Here is a 15,013-nt window from a genome sequence, read left to right as displayed (position 1 = left end):
ATGGATATGATTTTTGGTAAACTTGGGTGGGATTCGATCCCGACAGAACCCCTTGTACTTGTCACCATGGTCTTTATGGCACTTGGTGCAATTGCTGTTTTAGGCGGTATCACCTATTTCAAAAAATGGGGATATTTGTGGAATGAGTGGTTTATTACTGTAGACCATAAAAAGATTGGTATCATGTATATCATCGTATCTGTTGTCATGCTTTTGCGTGGTTTCGCCGATGCGATCATGATGCGTCTACAACTTTTCCTCGCTAAAGGCGGCGGTGAAGGTTACTTACATCCTGACCACTACGACCAGATCTTCACCGCGCACGGTGTTATCATGATCTTCTTCGTGGCAATGGGTCTCGTTGTCGGTATGATGAACATCTCTGTACCTTTACAGATTGGTGCTCGTGACGTTGCTTTCCCATTATTGAACTCTTTAAGCTTCTGGTTATTCGCCGGTGCTGCTGGTTTGATGATGCTTTCACTTGTATTGGGTGAATTTGCTGCGACTGGTTGGATGGCTTACCCTCCTCTATCTGGCATTCAATATTCTCCTGGTGTTGGTGTTGACTACTATATCTGGGCACTTCAGGTTTCTGGTCTAGGTACGCTTTTATCTGGTGTTAACTTCTTTGTTACCATCATCAAAATGCGTGCACCTGGCATGAAATTGATGGATATGCCTATTTTCACGTGGACTTCACTTTGTACGGCTGTATTAATCATTGCATCGTTCCCTGTATTAACAGGTACTCTTGCAATGCTTACGCTTGACCGTTACTTCGGCTTCCATTTCTTCACCAATGAGCTTGGCGGTAGCCCAATGCTTTACGTGAACTTGATCTGGACTTGGGGTCACCCTGAAGTATATATCTTGGTATTACCAGCATTTGGTCTATACTCAGAAATCGTTGCAACCTTCTCTCGTAAAGCGTTGTTCGGTTATAAGTCTATGGTGTATGCAACTATCGCGATTACTGTTCTTGCGTTCGTTGTATGGCTTCACCACTTCTTCACCATGGGTGCTGGTGCGAACGTTAACGCGTTCTTCGGTATCATGACCATGGTTATTGCGATTCCTACAGGTGTGAAAATCTTCTCTTGGTTGTTCACAATGTATAAAGGTCGCATCACCTTCACTACCCCTATGTTATGGACGCTTGGCTTCCTAGTAACATTCGGTATTGGTGGTTTAACTGGTGTATTGATGGCTGTTCCACCTGCGGACTTCCTTGTACACAACTCATTATTCTTGATCGCTCACTTCCATAACGTAATTATCGGTGGTGTGGTGTTTGGTATGTTTGCCGGCATCATTTTCTACTGGCCGAAAATGTTTGGTTGGAAGCTCAATGAAGCATGGGGTAAAGCTGCGTTCTGGTTCTGGTTCTTCGGTTTCTACTTTGCATTCATGCCACTTTATATCCTTGGTTTCATGGGTATGACACGTCGTTTGAATACATATGACAACCCAGAATGGGATCCGTACTTGGCTATCGCGTTATTCGGTGCTGTTCTTGTTGCGATCGGTATTGCATGCTTCTTGATGCAAATCATCGTTGGTTTCTTACAACGTAAGGACAACATGGACCATACTGGCGATCCATGGGATAGCCGTACCCTTGAATGGGCAACGTCATCTCCTGCTCCATTCTATAACTTTGCACATGTACCAGAAGCTAGCGGTGTTGACCGTTTCTGGACTGACAAAGAAAATGGTGTAGCATACGCACGTAACACTAAATATGAAGACATCCACATGCCGACTGATCGTGCTGCTGGTTTTGTCATTGCAATGTTCATTACATTACTTGGCTTTGCACTTATCTGGCATATTTGGTGGCTTGTTGTTGTTTCATTCGTTTCAGCTGTTGTTAGCTTGATCGTAAGCTCATTCACCAAGAATGTTGACTACTACGTTCCTGCTGCTGAAGTTGAGCGTATTGAAAACGAACGCTATGCTTTACTTGAAAAACACTTGAAGAAGGACTAAGGAAATGGCTGAAGTACTTCATCACGACAACCACGGCCACGATGGTCATCATGAACATGATGATACGGACTTAACGGTCTTTGGTTTCTGGACATACTTGATGAGTGACTTGATTCTTTTCGGATCACTCTTCATTGCGTTCGCTGTATTAAGCAGTCATATCCCGCCAGGAACCCCAAGTGCATATGACCTGTTCCATGATTCATTAGGTTTCGTTTTAACTGAAACATTTGCCTTATTGATCTCATCGGTAACATTTGGTTTTGCTGTACTTGCATCTTATAAAAAGAATGTAAATCAAGTGATCACTTGGTTATTCATTACATTCCTTTTTGGTGCATCGTTCATTGGTATGGAAATCTATGAATTCCATCACCTTGTACACGAAGGCCACGGTCCTACTCACAGTGCATTCTTATCATCGTTCTTTACTTTGGTTGGTACACACGGTATCCACGTAACTTCTGGTTTAGTCTGGATGCTGGTATTGATGTATCAAATCAAAAAGAATGGTTTGACTTTACCGAATACACGTCGTCTTGCTTGCTTAAGCTTGTTCTGGCACTTCCTTGACATCGTTTGGATCTGTGTATTCAGCGTCGTTTACTTACTGGGAGTTCTCTAATGAGTAGTCATGACCATAATGCTGCAGGTGCGTCACACGGTAACTTTAAGCAATACACTGTTGGATTTATCCTATCTGTTATCCTCACCATCATCCCGTTCGGGATGGTGATGGCTGGCGGTTTCAGTCGTGGCGTTTTAGTTACAGTAATTGCAATTACTGCTGTTGCTCAGGTACTTGTACAACTTGTGTACTTCCTACACATGAATACATCGTCTGATCAACGTTGGAACCTTATTGCATTTATCTACACAATCTTATGTATCGCTGTACTTTTAGTCGGCTCTGTGTGGATTATGAATTACCTACACTACAACATGATGATCTAAACTGATTGTCATGTGGAAAAAGTATTTATTCCTGACTAAACCAGGAATTCTCTTCGGTAATTTTATTACCACCTTGGGCGGCTTCTTCTTAGCCGCCCAAGGCTCTATAGACTTCCTCTTATTATTATTGACCTTGATTGGAACAACACTTGTGGTTGCTTCTGGTTGTGTGGTGAATAATGTAATTGATCAAGACATCGATCAAAAAATGCAGCGCACCATGAACCGAGCGCTTGTGACTAAAACAATTTCCCCTACTGTTGCCATGTTATATGCATTGGTTTTAGGTGTTATTGGCTTTAGCATTCTCTGGTTCTATGTTAACGCCTATGCATTTTTATTTGCTGTGATTGGTTTTGTGGTCTATGTCGGTTTTTATAGTTTGTGGACGAAACGTACCACAATCCATCAAACTGTCATTGGTAGTATTTCTGGAGCGAGTCCTCCTGTTATTGGTTATACGGCTGTAAGTCATCAGTTCGATATGGCGACCTTATTGATTTTCGTTGCATATGCTTTATGGCAAATGCCACATTCATGGGCAATCGCAATTTATCGTTTTGACGACTACAAAAATGCAGGCGTTCCGATTTTACCTGTAGCACGCTCAATTTTAAGAACGAAGATTGAATCACTGATTTATGTGGTTTTATTTACCGTTGCAATGAATGCTTTATTTGTATATGGATACACCAACATCATTTTTCTGGTGATCTGTAATGCACTTTGCATTTACTGGTTCTACATTGGTATTTTAGGATTTAAGGCTAAAGATGATCAACTTTGGGCTAAACGCTTTTTCCTTTTTTCAGTAATTCTCGTTACTGTCATCAGTTTAAGCTTTAGTTTTACCTTTAAAAGCCCTGCACCATTCTTCCCTATTTTTTAAAAAGATAGAGGATTCTCTATCTTTTTATTCTCCCTGTATCGTTCTTCATTTCGTGCAATAAAAACATTCGCTTCTTTATTGCCTAAATGAGACGTTCACCTTGCGTTATCTTAAACTCGACCCTGCACTCAAATTGATGATCAAGTTTGCTCACACCATTTATTTTTAAAGCCCCTTCTCATTTCACCTAAAATAAATTAAATGTTCATTCTATTTTTAAATGTTTCATCAAAAAATTAAAACTAAAAAAACCAAGCAGATTTGCTTTATCGCTCTGATTTGAATATAATCCCCGCTTCGCAATTTGCGACATAACTTTTTAAGTTATGACTCCTTGCTTCTGATTTTTATAATTAGGGGCTGCTTAAACCGTAAGGAGCTGACAATGCGTCACTACGAAATCGTACTATTGGTACATCCAGACCAAAGCGATCAAGTTGTAGGTATGGTTGAACGCTATATCTCTCAGATCAAAGAAGCTGAAGGTCAAATTCACCGTTTAGAAGATTGGGGCCGCCGCCAATTGGCTTACCCGATTAACAAAATTCACAAAGCACACTACATTCTTATGAATGTTGAATGTGGTCAAACGACTCTTGATGAATTAGAAGAATTGTTCCGTTATAACGACGCGATCATTCGTAACATCATCATCCGTCGTGAACACGCAATTACTGAAGAATCTTTACTTGCTAAGAGTGCTGAAGAAAAACGTGCGCGTAAAGCTCAACGTGAAGAAGCACAACAAGCAGTTCAAGAAGCTGAATAAGGAGAACATCAATGGCACGTTTTTACCGTCGTCGCAAGTTCTGCCGCTTTACAGCTGAGAATGTTGCGTACATCGACTACAAAGATATCGACACTTTAAAACAGTACATCACTGAAAACGGCAAGATTGTTCCTAGCCGTATTACAGGTACTAAAGCTCGTTATCAACGTCAATTAGCGTTAGCTATTAAACAAGCTCGCTATTTGTCTTTGATTCCGTACACTGACAACCATAAGTAAGTGAGGTGAGCTGTGGACGTTATCTTATTACAACGCATTAAAAACCTTGGTAAATTAGGCGACAAAGTATCAGTTAAAGCTGGTTACGGTCGTAACTTCTTGATCCCTCAAGGTAAAGCTGTAGCTGCAACTGAAGCAAACACTGCTGCTTTTGAAGCTCGTCGTGCTGAACTTGAGAAACAAGAAGCTGAAGTATTAGCTGCTGCGAATGCACGTGCTGAACAATTGAACGAAGTTAACATCGTTATCACTGCGAAAGCTGGTGACGAAGGTAAACTCTTCGGTTCTATCGGTACTCGTGACATCGCTGATGCTTTAACTAATGCTGGTCTTGCTGTAGACCGTGCAGAAGTTCGTTTACCAAACGGTGCGCTTCGTCACACTGGTGAATTCAACATCGCAATCCAATTGCATCATGATGTTGTTGCTGAAGTTCTCGTTACTATCGTATCTGAGTAATTTCTGCAAAGGAAAAGAGCATGTTTTACATGCTCTTTTTTTATGTCTAAAAAATACAAAAAAGACTTCGAATTAAGTTTTAAATTTTTATAATTCTCATCTCTATAGGGCCTCATATGCAAAAGAAGAATCGTATCATCGCTTTGGTACTCGCAATGTTTTTAGGTTTTTTCGGAATAGATCGTTTCTATCTCGGCAAAAAGACCAGTGGTATTTTAAAATTAATCACTTTTGGTGGCTTAGGTTTCTGGTGGTTTATTGATGCCACCCTACTTCTGCTTGATGCCTTCCTTTATTCCTTAGGCAAAGATACAGGTTTCGTTAAAGATGCTCAAAACAATGATCTTCGCTATGGCCTTTCGGCTTACCGCTTAAAAAATGGAAAGTTCGTACAAGACTGGTTTGCAAAATCTTAACCTAAAATCGCTCATTTTTTTCTTTACACAAACTTGACCACACTGGATGTAATAGCAGAAATGACTATCTATTATGCTATTGCATCACTTACACAATTTTCCCTGAATTAAATTGTCCAGATCAGCTTCATTTGGATTAAGATAGTCACTCGGTCGTGTTTCATCTTTTTTATTAGGTCTTGTTATGTCACAGGCGAATGCCAATTTTACAAAAAATTCTCCAAACACAGAGAGTAAAGTGAGTGACTCAGGTCAACTAAAAGAATTCCGCACTCCACCTCACAATCTTGCAATTGAACAGGCTGTTTTAGCTGCTTTGATGACGGTAGCTGAATCATTTGAACAAGTCAGTGACTTACTGAAAGAAAATGATTTCTATGCAACACGTCACAAATATATTTATCGTGCCATTGAAAAACTGGCACAAGAAAACTCACCTTACGATGCTGTTTTGGTGAATGACTGGTTGCTCAAACAAAACTTGCTTGATGCCATTGGTGGTGAAGAATATCTAATGCAATTGATGGCAGACTCTCCATCAAGCTTCTACAACCTTGAAATTTATGCAAATAAAATCAAGGAATTCTCAACGCTGCGTAACATGATCAAGATCAGCAGTGATATTTTACAAAATGCCTATGACACCAAGGGTCGTCCAGTCAGCGAAATTCTAGATTTAGCAGAAACCAGTATTTTCTCTTTAGCGGAACAGCACAACAACAATAAAAAAGATTCTGGGCCAAAATCAATCAGCTCTGTGACTGCTGACGTTATCACCAAATTAGATGAACTCTCTAAACTCGATGGCAACATTACTGGTTTAACCACTGGGTTCCTGGAGCTGGACAATAAAACTTCAGGGATGCAACCAGGTGACTTGATTATTGTTGCGGCACGTCCATCGATGGGTAAAACCACATTCGCGATGAACTTGGTTGAAAGTGTACTGCAATATAACCGATTACCAGCACTGGTATTCTCAATGGAGATGCCAGCTGACTCTATTGCCATGCGTTTGATCTCAGCAATGGGTAAAGTTCATCAAGGGCATTTGCGTTCGGGTAATCTGGATGCGGATGAATGGACTAAAGTAACGGGTACAATCCTGCAATTACAAGAAATGCATCTCTATATCGATGACTCATCTGCCCTACCGCCAACCGAACTTCGTGCCCGTGCGCGTCGTGTGGCCAAAATGCATGATGGCAAAATCGGCTGTATCATGGTCGATTACTTGCAGTTGATGAAAGTGCCTGGTATGGGCGATAACCGTGTGGGTGAGATCTCGGAAATTTCCCGAAGCTTGAAAGCGCTTGCCAAAGAAATGCAATGTCCTGTTATCGCACTATCACAGCTTAACCGTAGTTTGGAGAACCGACCAAACAAACGTCCAGTGATGTCCGACTTACGTGAATCGGGCGCGATCGAGCAGGATGCCGACTTAATCATGTTTATTTATCGTGATGAAGTCTATAACAAAGAGTCGAAAGAAGCAGGCACCGCCGAAATCATCATTGGTAAACAGCGTAACGGCCCAATTGGTAGCGTGCGCCTTGCCTTTGAAGGTCAATACACCCGTTTTAGTAACCTCTCACCTGAGTTCTATGCTCAGTATGATGATGAGGAATAATTTTTACCCGATTTAATTGCTTTATCTAATTTCCAAGTCGTCCCAAAGGAGAAATCAGGGTGCGCCAAGCAACAGTTTATATTGATAGTGATGCACTACAATATAATTTCAACCGCGTTAAACAACTTGCTCCCCATTCAAAAATTGTCAGTATGGTCAAAGCCAATGCTTACGGACACGGAGTTAAAGATTGTTTAGCCGCCTTGGACGCCACAGACGCCTTTGGTGTCGCCTGTTTAGAAGAAGCACTAGAAATCAGGCAACTGGGATATACTCAACCGATCACACTGATTGAAGGTATTTTCTCTGAAGATGAAATGACCCATGTCATTGAGCAAAAGCTTGAATGTATCGTTCACCATACCCAGCAAGTTGAATGGCTGATCCAGCATAAACAAGCCTACAATGCATTGGGTTTAAAAGTCTGGGTAAAGCTGAATAGCGGAATGAACCGTTTAGGCTTTAAAGTGACTGAAATTATCGATGTTATTCAGCGTTTAAAAGCAGAAGGTTTTACCTGTGTGCTCGCTATGCACTTTGCCAATGCCGATGTAGATCACCCGCTGAATGAACAGCAAATAGAACAATTCTTACAGGTTAAAGAGGCATGTGCACCGATTTTGGCCTCATGCTGCAATTCAGCCGCAATTTATAAATATCCTGAACTGCATTTTGATTTTGTCCGTCCTGGCATCATGCTATACGGCGCCTCCCCATTTTCAGATAAAAATATACATGATCTCGATCTCAAGGCTGTAATGACCTTTAGTGCGGAGATCATAGCTTTGAATCAAATCCAGCAAGGTGAATGTGTGGGCTATGGTTCAACCTATGCAGCAACCTGCCCTTCAAACATTGCCATTGTTTCGATTGGTTATGGAGATGGCTATCCACGTGCTTATACGCAGCAGAATTTTGTTGCGATTGACCAACAGCTCGTTCCTGTCGTGGGACGTGTCAGCATGGACATGATGGCAATTGATATCACCAACATCAAAGCTGAACTTGGCACGAAAGTTGAACTTTGGGGGCCAAATCGCCTTGTGGATGATGTTGCAACAGCGAACGGAACCATTGGCTATGAATTATTGTGTCGTTTAAGCAATCGACCACGACGTAAAGTCATTTAAGTGCATAAAAAATCCAGACCAATGTCTGGATTTTTTATTCGCGCTCATTTAAAGATCATAATCTGCTGTCGGCTTGGGTAGTTCTTGCAAGCCACGACGTAATGTCTCCGACCATTGCTTACTGATCTGGGTAAAGTAAGGATCATTTTCACTAATCCGCTTGCCTGTGGGGATCTTGAAGCTATCTTTATGATAAACCAGCGCATCCAATGGTAGACCCACAGATACATTTGAACGTAACGTCGAATCAAAGGAAATAAGCGCACAACGCAATGCATCATCTAAAGGCATTTTGTAATACAAAGCGCGATCCAGAATCGGTTTTCCGTATTTACTTTCACCAATCTGAAAATATGGCGTATCCGTGGTTGCGCAAATAAAATTACCCTGCGGATAGACATTATACAGCTGCATTTTATCGCCCTGAATTTGGCCTGCCACTAAGATACTGCAAGAGTAATTTATCTGTTCATGTGGATCTGCAGTGATATCTCCAAGTACCTTGCGTAAGGTTTTACCAATCAGTTCGGCCACCTCAAACATGGTATTGACTGTATTCAGATTCGGTTCCTGTCGTAACACCAGTGCATTTTGCAAATGTCCAATCACCGCTTGGGTTGTCGCTAAATTACCTGAGGTTTGTAAGGCAATAAAGCGCTCGCCTTCGACCCCAAAGGTGTGCAGTTTCCGAAACACAGAAATATGATCGACCCCAGCATTAGTACGGGTATCACTAATCAGTACCAGACCCTGTTCTAATCTTAAAGCACAACAATACGTCATCTTTTTCTCTCTACATTTGACAAGTCAAAACCTGAACCGTAGACACCGTTTAAATGAACATTTTTTACTCTTATTCAAAATATTTAAGCAAAAGCGTGCTCATTTCAGTCGTAAATACGTAATCTGGATAGGATGCACTTGCTAATTAGGTATAGTTTTTTTATTGTGTGTGCTTTAGACCATTGAATTACGTATTACGCTTATGTCATCCGTACAAGAAAAAGAAACTTCAAATAGCCTTTATCGCCAGTGGCAAATTTTATCCCGCCTTTCTACTGGGAAATGGATGGGTACCCGAGAATTACAAGAAATTTTAGAACGTGAAGGCATTGATATTAGCTTGAGAACGATTCAGCGCGATTTAAATCAGATTGCGCAGCGTTTCCCTATTGAAAGTAATAAAACCGTCCCTCAAGGCTGGCGCTGGCGTTCTGACGCACCTATTCAAAGCTTGCCACACATGACCAGTTCGCAAGCGGTAACGTTCATGATGGTTGAAGAACATTTACGTCACTTGCTTCCACCCAGCTTATTAGAAGAAATGACCCCTTGGTTTGATCTTGCCAAGCGTAGTCTTTCTACCCAAAACAACGTGAGACAATGGATTAACCGTGTCCGAATCGTACCTGCGACCCAGCCACTCATCCCGCCAATTGTTGACAAGCATGCCCAGCAAGCGATTTATGAAGGCTTATTACAAGATAAGCAGATTGAATGTATTTACCGTGCCAGAACCCATCAAGGTGAAGATAAAACCTATATCCTGAACCCATTGGCATTGGTACAAAAAGGTGCAGTGATTTACCTGATCTGTACCCGTAACGATAAAACCGAAGTTCAGACCTTTGCCTTACACCGTTTTAAATCTGCAACCGTACTGGACAATCGCGCCTTACATCCTGTGAATTTTGATATTGATAATTATATTGAATCAGGCGCTCTCGGTTTCCGTGTGGATTATAACAAGCCAACTGAACAAATTCAGTTAAAACTGACCATGAGCGAAAGTACAGCACGAAGTTTTTATGAAAGTCAGCTCAGCAAGGATCAAGTCATTCAACCATTGGAAGAGAATATTGTTGAAGTTTCTGCAACAGTTCCCTTTACCTCACAACTGGTCTGGTGGCTCAGAAGTTTTGGTAAAAAGATTCTAAATATTGAACCTGCAGCTGTTTATAACGCAGTGAAAGAAATTGAAGAGAGTGAGCAATAAAAAAGAGAACCTTTCGGTTCTCTTAGACTTTTTATAGGTTTTATTATTATTCTTGTTTTAAATGTCAAACCAACCTCTCTCCCCGCCTTGATCAAAATTGGTTTGCACCTTTTTTAGCGCTGTGATGCAAAACAACATCGGCACGCCAATTCATAGCCATTGTAGCGGATTCTCTTTTTCGTCATAGTTAAAACCCTCTTTGTTTGAACGTAAAGCTAATATAACGAGGATTTTTGAGGCTGTGAAATAACAAAGTCTGGAATCCAAAGCTGATTTTTTGCTATCACAATTTTCTAGATCAAAGCGATATTACTGATCATCTTGATGCTCAAACAAGGTCTCAAAACAATGTAGATGCGTAAAACGTCCAGCTTGTGTTTGATACTGATCAATTTGAGGCACTAAGCGCTGAAAATGCTCAGACTGTACATGTAAATCCAGTGCAGCCCGATCGATCCATTCTTCAATAAAAACAAAATGCCCTTTCTGCTTATGATCATGGTAAAGGTCGTAAGCGATACACCCTGCTTCCGTTCTGGTTTTTTCAAGCAGCTCTTGATACAGCGGTAAAACCGCATCAATCTGTTCGGGTTGAATAAAGTCTTCTGCAATCAGTTTTAAAGTCATATTGGCTCTTATTCTTCTGAAATTTTTCCATAAAAAAAGCTCTCAAATTCATGAGAGCTTTTTTGTCACCAACTCAGCTTATGCTGAAAATGGATGACGTAATACGATTGTTTCTGCACGGTCAGGACCTGTTGAAACGATATCAATTGGGCAACCAATTAAAGTTTCGATGCGACGTACATAAGCCAATGCATTTGCAGGAAGTTGATCGATTTGAGTCAAACCTACAGTAGATTCGCTCCAACCTGGCATTGTTTCATAGATCGGCTTCAAGCTTTCGAATGAAATCGCATCAGAAGAACCTGCACAGCCTGAATCTACATCTTCATAACCCACACAGATTTTCACTTCTTCTAAACCATCTAATACATCAAGTTTAGTCAAGCAAATACCAGACAATGAGTTTACTTCTACTGAACGACGTAGAATTTCTGCATCGAACCAACCACAACGACGTTGACGGCCAGTAGACGCACCAAATTCATGACCTACAGTACCTAAATGGCGACCAATTGCATCACCTGTATCGGTTGCAGCATCATAGTGCAATTCAGTTGGGAATGGACCAGCACCAACACGTGTTGTGTATGCTTTGGTAATACCCAATACATAGTCTAAATGAAGTGGGCCCATACCTGAACCAGAGCTTACGCCACCAGCAGTGGTATTCGAGCTGGTTACGTATGGATATGTACCATGATCGATGTCAAGTAATGAACCTTGTGCACCTTCAAACATGATTGCCTTACCTTCTTTACGGTAATCATGTAACACTTTAGTCACGTCAATCACTAATGGTTCAAGCACTTCACGCCATTGATTGCAAAGCGCAAGTACGTCTTCAAACTTAACTTCTTCAACGCCATAGAATTGAGAAAGCTGGAAGTTATGAAGCTCAAGCATTTCCTTGAGTTTTTCTTCAAGCAATGCACCACCACGGATCAAGTCAGCTACGCGTACAGCGCGACGTGCAACTTTATCTTCGTAAGCTGGGCCAATACCACGACCTGTCGTACCGATTTTTGCGTTACCACGTTTTTTCTCACGTGCTTGGTCAAGCGCGATGTGGTTTGGCAAAATTAATGGACAGTTTGGAGAAATACGTAAACGTTCTTTAACCGGTACGCCTTCTTCTTCCAGAATCGCCATTTCTTTAATTAGGGCTTCAGGAGAAAGAACAACACCATTACCGATTAAGCACAATACGTTTTCACGTAAAATACCTGATGGAATGAGGTGCAATACAGTCTTCTTACCACCTACCACAAGAGTATGGCCTGCGTTGTGTCCGCCTTGATAGCGTACTACCGCAGCCGCTTGATCTGTGAGCAGGTCGACGATTTTACCTTTTCCTTCGTCGCCCCATTGGGTACCAAGTACCACAACATTTTTGCCCATAATAGCCTCATTACATCATGCTGTTAAAATTGGAAACCAAGTCTTAAATACTTGGCAATTAAATCTTTTCAATTACCCACTGACCATTTTGAGACACCATCTGATGGGTCGCATATGGCACTGAGCTTAAATCATCATTACCTAACAATTGCACCACACGTAAACTTTGGCTACGCGCATCTACAATTGCATTCAATAAATCTTGTTGATTGCCTTTTGGCGCGACGACAGTTTCGATTTCGACAAACTGTGTTGCACCTAAAGCATATAAGTCACAACTGAAACCTGTTGCTGGACGCGCGCGACCAAAGTGTTCACCAATACCATCATAACGTCCACCTTGAGCCAGTGGCGCAGCACGATTTGGTGCATAAATGGCATACATCAAGCCCGTGTGATAGTGGTAACTACGTAGTTCAACCACGTCGACACCCACATTCAGATTTGGCCAGCTTGACTGGATTTGCGCTAATGTTGTTTTCAATGCATCAAACGCAATCTTGAAATCAACATCATTTAAAATTTCCTGGCTTAAATGTGCTTGTAATGCATCCAGATCACTTGCATAGCGACCTAATGCATAAAAGTCCGTACCCATCGCTAAATCTTGGGTAAATTCTTCAAGCTCAGGTAGTGCCTTACGCTGATATAAATCAGAAAGTTCACTTTCGGTATTTTTATTCAGACCCGCATGTTTCACCAGACTACGGAATAAACCGACATGGCCCAGATCTAAATGCGCACCTTCAAGCGTATGTGTATGCTGAATTAAAGCCAGCATCACATTGACCATTTCAACATCAGCTTCGATGCTGTCATGACCGTACAACTCTGCACCTAACTGTAAAGGTGCACGTGTTGCATTAAAATTCTGTGGTTTAGTATGCAAGACTGAACCTGCATAGCAATAACGTGCCACACCTTCAACCGGGCGTACATGGGCATCGATACGTGCAACTTGCGGTGTCATATCCGCACGAACGCCGAGTAAACGGCCAGACAGTTGGTCAATTACTTTGAAAGTAACTAAATCTAAATCTTGATTAGATTCTGAAAGTAAAGACAACGATTCAATGTATTCAATAAATGGCGTATACACCAATTGATAACCTCGAACTGCGAGGAAATCTAACGCTTCTCGACGCAACGTTTCAACAACTTGCGCTTGTTCGGGCAATACATCTGCTACCCCGTCAGGGAGCAACCATGTCTCTGAAATGGTCATGTTCCAAACCTAAAATCTGTTCAATGTGGAGGCATCCACACAAAAAGCAACCACATAAAAAAATCGGGTGAATGCCCGATTCAGCGTAGTGTAGCACGAAGATTTATGTGATGCACCTTCGAATTTGCATAAAACTTTATAGTTTTATGCTCTGTTTATATAGACTTGCATATAAAATTAACGAATAGATTCAATAGATTGAAGTTACTCATTGATTGTGTAAGTCCATGTTCTTGTTCCAAAGAACTGCCCAACATCTGAACTATCGCCCTGTTTCCAGTTGATCAAATTCAATTTTTTGATTGCATCAACAGCCTGAGTATTGAATGCAAAACAGCCGTTCTCTAATTTGGCATTATTTAAACGTTGATTTTGCTTCATCCATAAATCAATTGGAGTATCTCCACCTTGATAAGGATGACTTTTCTCATAGGCTAAATGCTTATCAGCATCCCATAACTGGCCTGAAATGAATTGGCTATTTGTACTTTGATTTTGGCTATTCCCTAATCTACTGTATGTTTCAACCGTCTCTAAATTCTCTAATGCAATGACGTTATAGCCATGCCATTGGGTATCTAAAAGTTTAAAATATTTTTTATCTTCACCTAGATCATTATATAGATCGACAATTTGCCGCTTCTGCTCATTAAAAGATGAAAAATCAGAAAATGAAAAATCTGACTCAAGATAAGCTCGATTCCACTGGGTCTCTTTTAGACGATAACAATAGCTACCTTTAGGAAATACAGCGTTTTTATAGGTCGAATAAAATTTAATTAAATTCTGGTCAAGTCGATCAGGATTCGCTGTTAAATCAAAATGTTCTCTATAACCTGGCATTATGCGATCAAAAATATTTTGACCTTCTAATTTTACCCATTCAAAGTTTAAATTCTGCTTAAGTTCAGGTGTCCGTTCATAAAGCCATTGGGTAGAAGATAGCCGTTTAACGACATTCGATTGTGGCGTACCTTTTTCTATCGCTTTTGTGTCAGTCAATATCTTCTGGTCTAAAGGCTCATTATGTGACTTATTGAAATTAATCTGATTATTCTTAATAGAATAGTTTGTTATCTCAAAATAGTCTTCAATAATATGGTCAGAAACTCTTGGTGCCTGATAATAAACTTGGTAAAGCACATCTTCCTGAGTTGGTTTTTCTTCAACTTTAGATTCGTCACTATGACCTGAGCCCCCACCACCACAAGCCGATAACACCAGACTCGTTGCGATAATACAAATACCCTTCTTTTTAAAATTCCACTTCATAAAACCACTTCATCTTA

16 protein-coding genes are annotated in these 15,013 nt (G+C 40.9%); 11 read left to right on the top strand and 5 right to left on the bottom strand.

The genetic code is table 11. From position 1 onward, the window contains the following. The 10 genes from cyoB to alr all read left to right on the top strand — a co-directional run bounded on the left by cyoB (position 1) and on the right by alr (position 8,478). Positions 1-1,992 carry a cytochrome o ubiquinol oxidase subunit I gene (gene cyoB, locus PJ15_RS16065; protein WP_004771587.1) on the top strand — a complete coding sequence of 664 codons (1,992 nt, stop codon included), beginning with the start codon at positions 1-3 and terminating at the stop codon, positions 1,990-1,992. A 4-nt stretch (positions 1,993-1,996) separates the two neighbouring features. Continuing rightward, the gene (gene cyoC, locus PJ15_RS16060) at positions 1,997-2,617 is read left to right on the top strand and encodes a cytochrome o ubiquinol oxidase subunit III (RefSeq protein WP_004771586.1); all 621 of its coding nucleotides are present in this window, start codon (positions 1,997-1,999) and stop codon (positions 2,615-2,617) included. After that, positions 2,617-2,946 (top strand): cytochrome o ubiquinol oxidase subunit IV, encoded by a 330-nt coding sequence (locus PJ15_RS16055; RefSeq protein ID WP_004771585.1) that lies wholly within the window; start codon positions 2,617-2,619, stop codon positions 2,944-2,946. Before cyoC ends, PJ15_RS16055 begins: the two co-directional genes overlap by 1 nt. 10 nt (positions 2,947-2,956) lie before the next feature. Beyond that, the gene (gene cyoE / locus PJ15_RS16050; protein WP_047432505.1) at positions 2,957-3,835 is read left to right on the top strand and encodes a heme o synthase; all 879 of its coding nucleotides are present in this window, start codon (positions 2,957-2,959) and stop codon (positions 3,833-3,835) included. A gap of 385 nt (positions 3,836-4,220) precedes the next feature. Beyond that, positions 4,221-4,604, top strand: a complete 384-nt coding sequence (gene rpsF, locus PJ15_RS16045; protein WP_004638540.1) for a 30S ribosomal protein S6 — start codon at positions 4,221-4,223, stop codon at positions 4,602-4,604. A gap of 11 nt (positions 4,605-4,615) precedes the next feature. After that, a complete protein-coding gene (gene rpsR / locus PJ15_RS16040; protein ID WP_000090661.1) occupies positions 4,616-4,843 on the top strand; it encodes a 30S ribosomal protein S18 in 228 nt (75 codons plus the stop codon). 12 nt (positions 4,844-4,855) lie between these two features. Beyond that, complete coding sequence (rplI, locus tag PJ15_RS16035) at positions 4,856-5,302, top strand: 50S ribosomal protein L9 (RefSeq protein ID WP_004771583.1); 447 nt, start codon at positions 4,856-4,858, stop codon at positions 5,300-5,302. A 116-nt stretch (positions 5,303-5,418) separates the two neighbouring features. Continuing rightward, positions 5,419-5,718 carry a TM2 domain-containing protein gene (locus PJ15_RS16030; RefSeq protein ID WP_005256872.1) on the top strand — a complete coding sequence of 100 codons (300 nt, stop codon included), beginning with the start codon at positions 5,419-5,421 and terminating at the stop codon, positions 5,716-5,718. Positions 5,719-5,902: 184 nt separating this feature from the next. Then, the gene (dnaB, locus tag PJ15_RS16025; protein WP_004771579.1) at positions 5,903-7,348 is read left to right on the top strand and encodes a replicative DNA helicase; all 1,446 of its coding nucleotides are present in this window, start codon (positions 5,903-5,905) and stop codon (positions 7,346-7,348) included. Between the two features lie 59 nt (positions 7,349-7,407). Continuing rightward, positions 7,408-8,478 carry an alanine racemase gene (gene alr, locus PJ15_RS16020; RefSeq protein WP_047432501.1) on the top strand — a complete coding sequence of 357 codons (1,071 nt, stop codon included), beginning with the start codon at positions 7,408-7,410 and terminating at the stop codon, positions 8,476-8,478. A gap of 48 nt (positions 8,479-8,526) precedes the next feature. Here alr and PJ15_RS16015 read toward each other — a convergent pair whose 3' ends face one another. Then, positions 8,527-9,261 carry a proteasome-type protease gene (locus PJ15_RS16015; RefSeq protein ID WP_047432498.1) on the bottom strand — a complete coding sequence of 245 codons (735 nt, stop codon included), beginning with the start codon at positions 9,259-9,261 and terminating at the stop codon, positions 8,527-8,529. Positions 9,262-9,463: 202 nt separating this feature from the next. On the opposite strand from PJ15_RS16015, the gene PJ15_RS18740 reads away from it, so the two are divergent. After that, the gene (locus tag PJ15_RS18740) at positions 9,464-10,474 is read left to right on the top strand and encodes a helix-turn-helix transcriptional regulator (RefSeq protein WP_081402779.1); all 1,011 of its coding nucleotides are present in this window, start codon (positions 9,464-9,466) and stop codon (positions 10,472-10,474) included. A gap of 309 nt (positions 10,475-10,783) precedes the next feature. Here the strand turns inward: PJ15_RS18740 and PJ15_RS16005 are convergent, their stop codons facing one another. The 4 genes from PJ15_RS16005 to PJ15_RS15990 form a co-directional block, all read right to left on the bottom strand. After that, entirely contained in the window at positions 10,784-11,101 is a 318-nt protein-coding gene (locus tag PJ15_RS16005; RefSeq protein WP_047432493.1) for a putative quinol monooxygenase, read from the bottom strand. 78 nt (positions 11,102-11,179) lie between these two features. Then, positions 11,180-12,499 (bottom strand): adenylosuccinate synthase, encoded by a 1,320-nt coding sequence (locus tag PJ15_RS16000; protein WP_004771572.1) that lies wholly within the window; start codon positions 12,497-12,499, stop codon positions 11,180-11,182. A 58-nt stretch (positions 12,500-12,557) separates the two neighbouring features. After that, positions 12,558-13,724, bottom strand: coding sequence for an ATP phosphoribosyltransferase regulatory subunit (locus PJ15_RS15995; RefSeq protein WP_047432491.1), 1,167 nt, complete (start codon positions 13,722-13,724; stop codon positions 12,558-12,560). A gap of 204 nt (positions 13,725-13,928) precedes the next feature. Then, entirely contained in the window at positions 13,929-14,996 is a 1,068-nt protein-coding gene (locus PJ15_RS15990; protein ID WP_047432489.1) for a hypothetical protein, read from the bottom strand. Positions 14,997-15,013 lie beyond the last annotated feature (17 nt).

Source organism: Acinetobacter sp. neg1, assembly GCF_000788125.1.
Taxonomy (GTDB): Bacteria; Pseudomonadota; Gammaproteobacteria; order Pseudomonadales; family Moraxellaceae; genus Acinetobacter; species Acinetobacter vivianii.
The sequence above is the reverse complement of the archived record's forward strand: the minus strand, read 5'-3'. Positions and strand labels throughout refer to the sequence as shown.

Bases quoted from the DNA above. Each gene is read 5' to 3' on its own strand.
- PJ15_RS15990 (WP_047432489.1), bottom strand. From the start codon at position 14,996: ATGAAGTGGAATTTTAAAAAGAAGGGTATTTGTATTATCGCAACGAGT.
- PJ15_RS16000 (WP_004771572.1), bottom strand. From the start codon at position 12,499: ATGGGCAAAAATGTTGTGGTACTTGGTACCCAATGGGGCGACGAAGGA.
- rpsF (WP_004638540.1), top strand. From the start codon at position 4,221: ATGCGTCACTACGAAATCGTACTATTGGTACATCCAGACCAAAGCGAT.
- PJ15_RS16055 (WP_004771585.1), top strand. From the start codon at position 2,617: ATGAGTAGTCATGACCATAATGCTGCAGGTGCGTCACACGGTAACTTT.
- rpsR (WP_000090661.1), top strand. From the start codon at position 4,616: ATGGCACGTTTTTACCGTCGTCGCAAGTTCTGCCGCTTTACAGCTGAG.
- dnaB (WP_004771579.1), top strand. From the start codon at position 5,903: ATGTCACAGGCGAATGCCAATTTTACAAAAAATTCTCCAAACACAGAG.
- cyoB (WP_004771587.1), top strand. From the start codon at position 1: ATGGATATGATTTTTGGTAAACTTGGGTGGGATTCGATCCCGACAGAA.
- cyoE (WP_047432505.1), top strand. From the start codon at position 2,957: ATGTGGAAAAAGTATTTATTCCTGACTAAACCAGGAATTCTCTTCGGT.
- PJ15_RS16015 (WP_047432498.1), bottom strand. From the start codon at position 9,261: ATGACGTATTGTTGTGCTTTAAGATTAGAACAGGGTCTGGTACTGATT.
- PJ15_RS15995 (WP_047432491.1), bottom strand. From the start codon at position 13,724: ATGACCATTTCAGAGACATGGTTGCTCCCTGACGGGGTAGCAGATGTA.
- cyoC (WP_004771586.1), top strand. From the start codon at position 1,997: ATGGCTGAAGTACTTCATCACGACAACCACGGCCACGATGGTCATCAT.
- PJ15_RS16030 (WP_005256872.1), top strand. From the start codon at position 5,419: ATGCAAAAGAAGAATCGTATCATCGCTTTGGTACTCGCAATGTTTTTA.
- PJ15_RS18740 (WP_081402779.1), top strand. From the start codon at position 9,464: ATGTCATCCGTACAAGAAAAAGAAACTTCAAATAGCCTTTATCGCCAG.
- PJ15_RS16005 (WP_047432493.1), bottom strand. From the start codon at position 11,101: ATGACTTTAAAACTGATTGCAGAAGACTTTATTCAACCCGAACAGATT.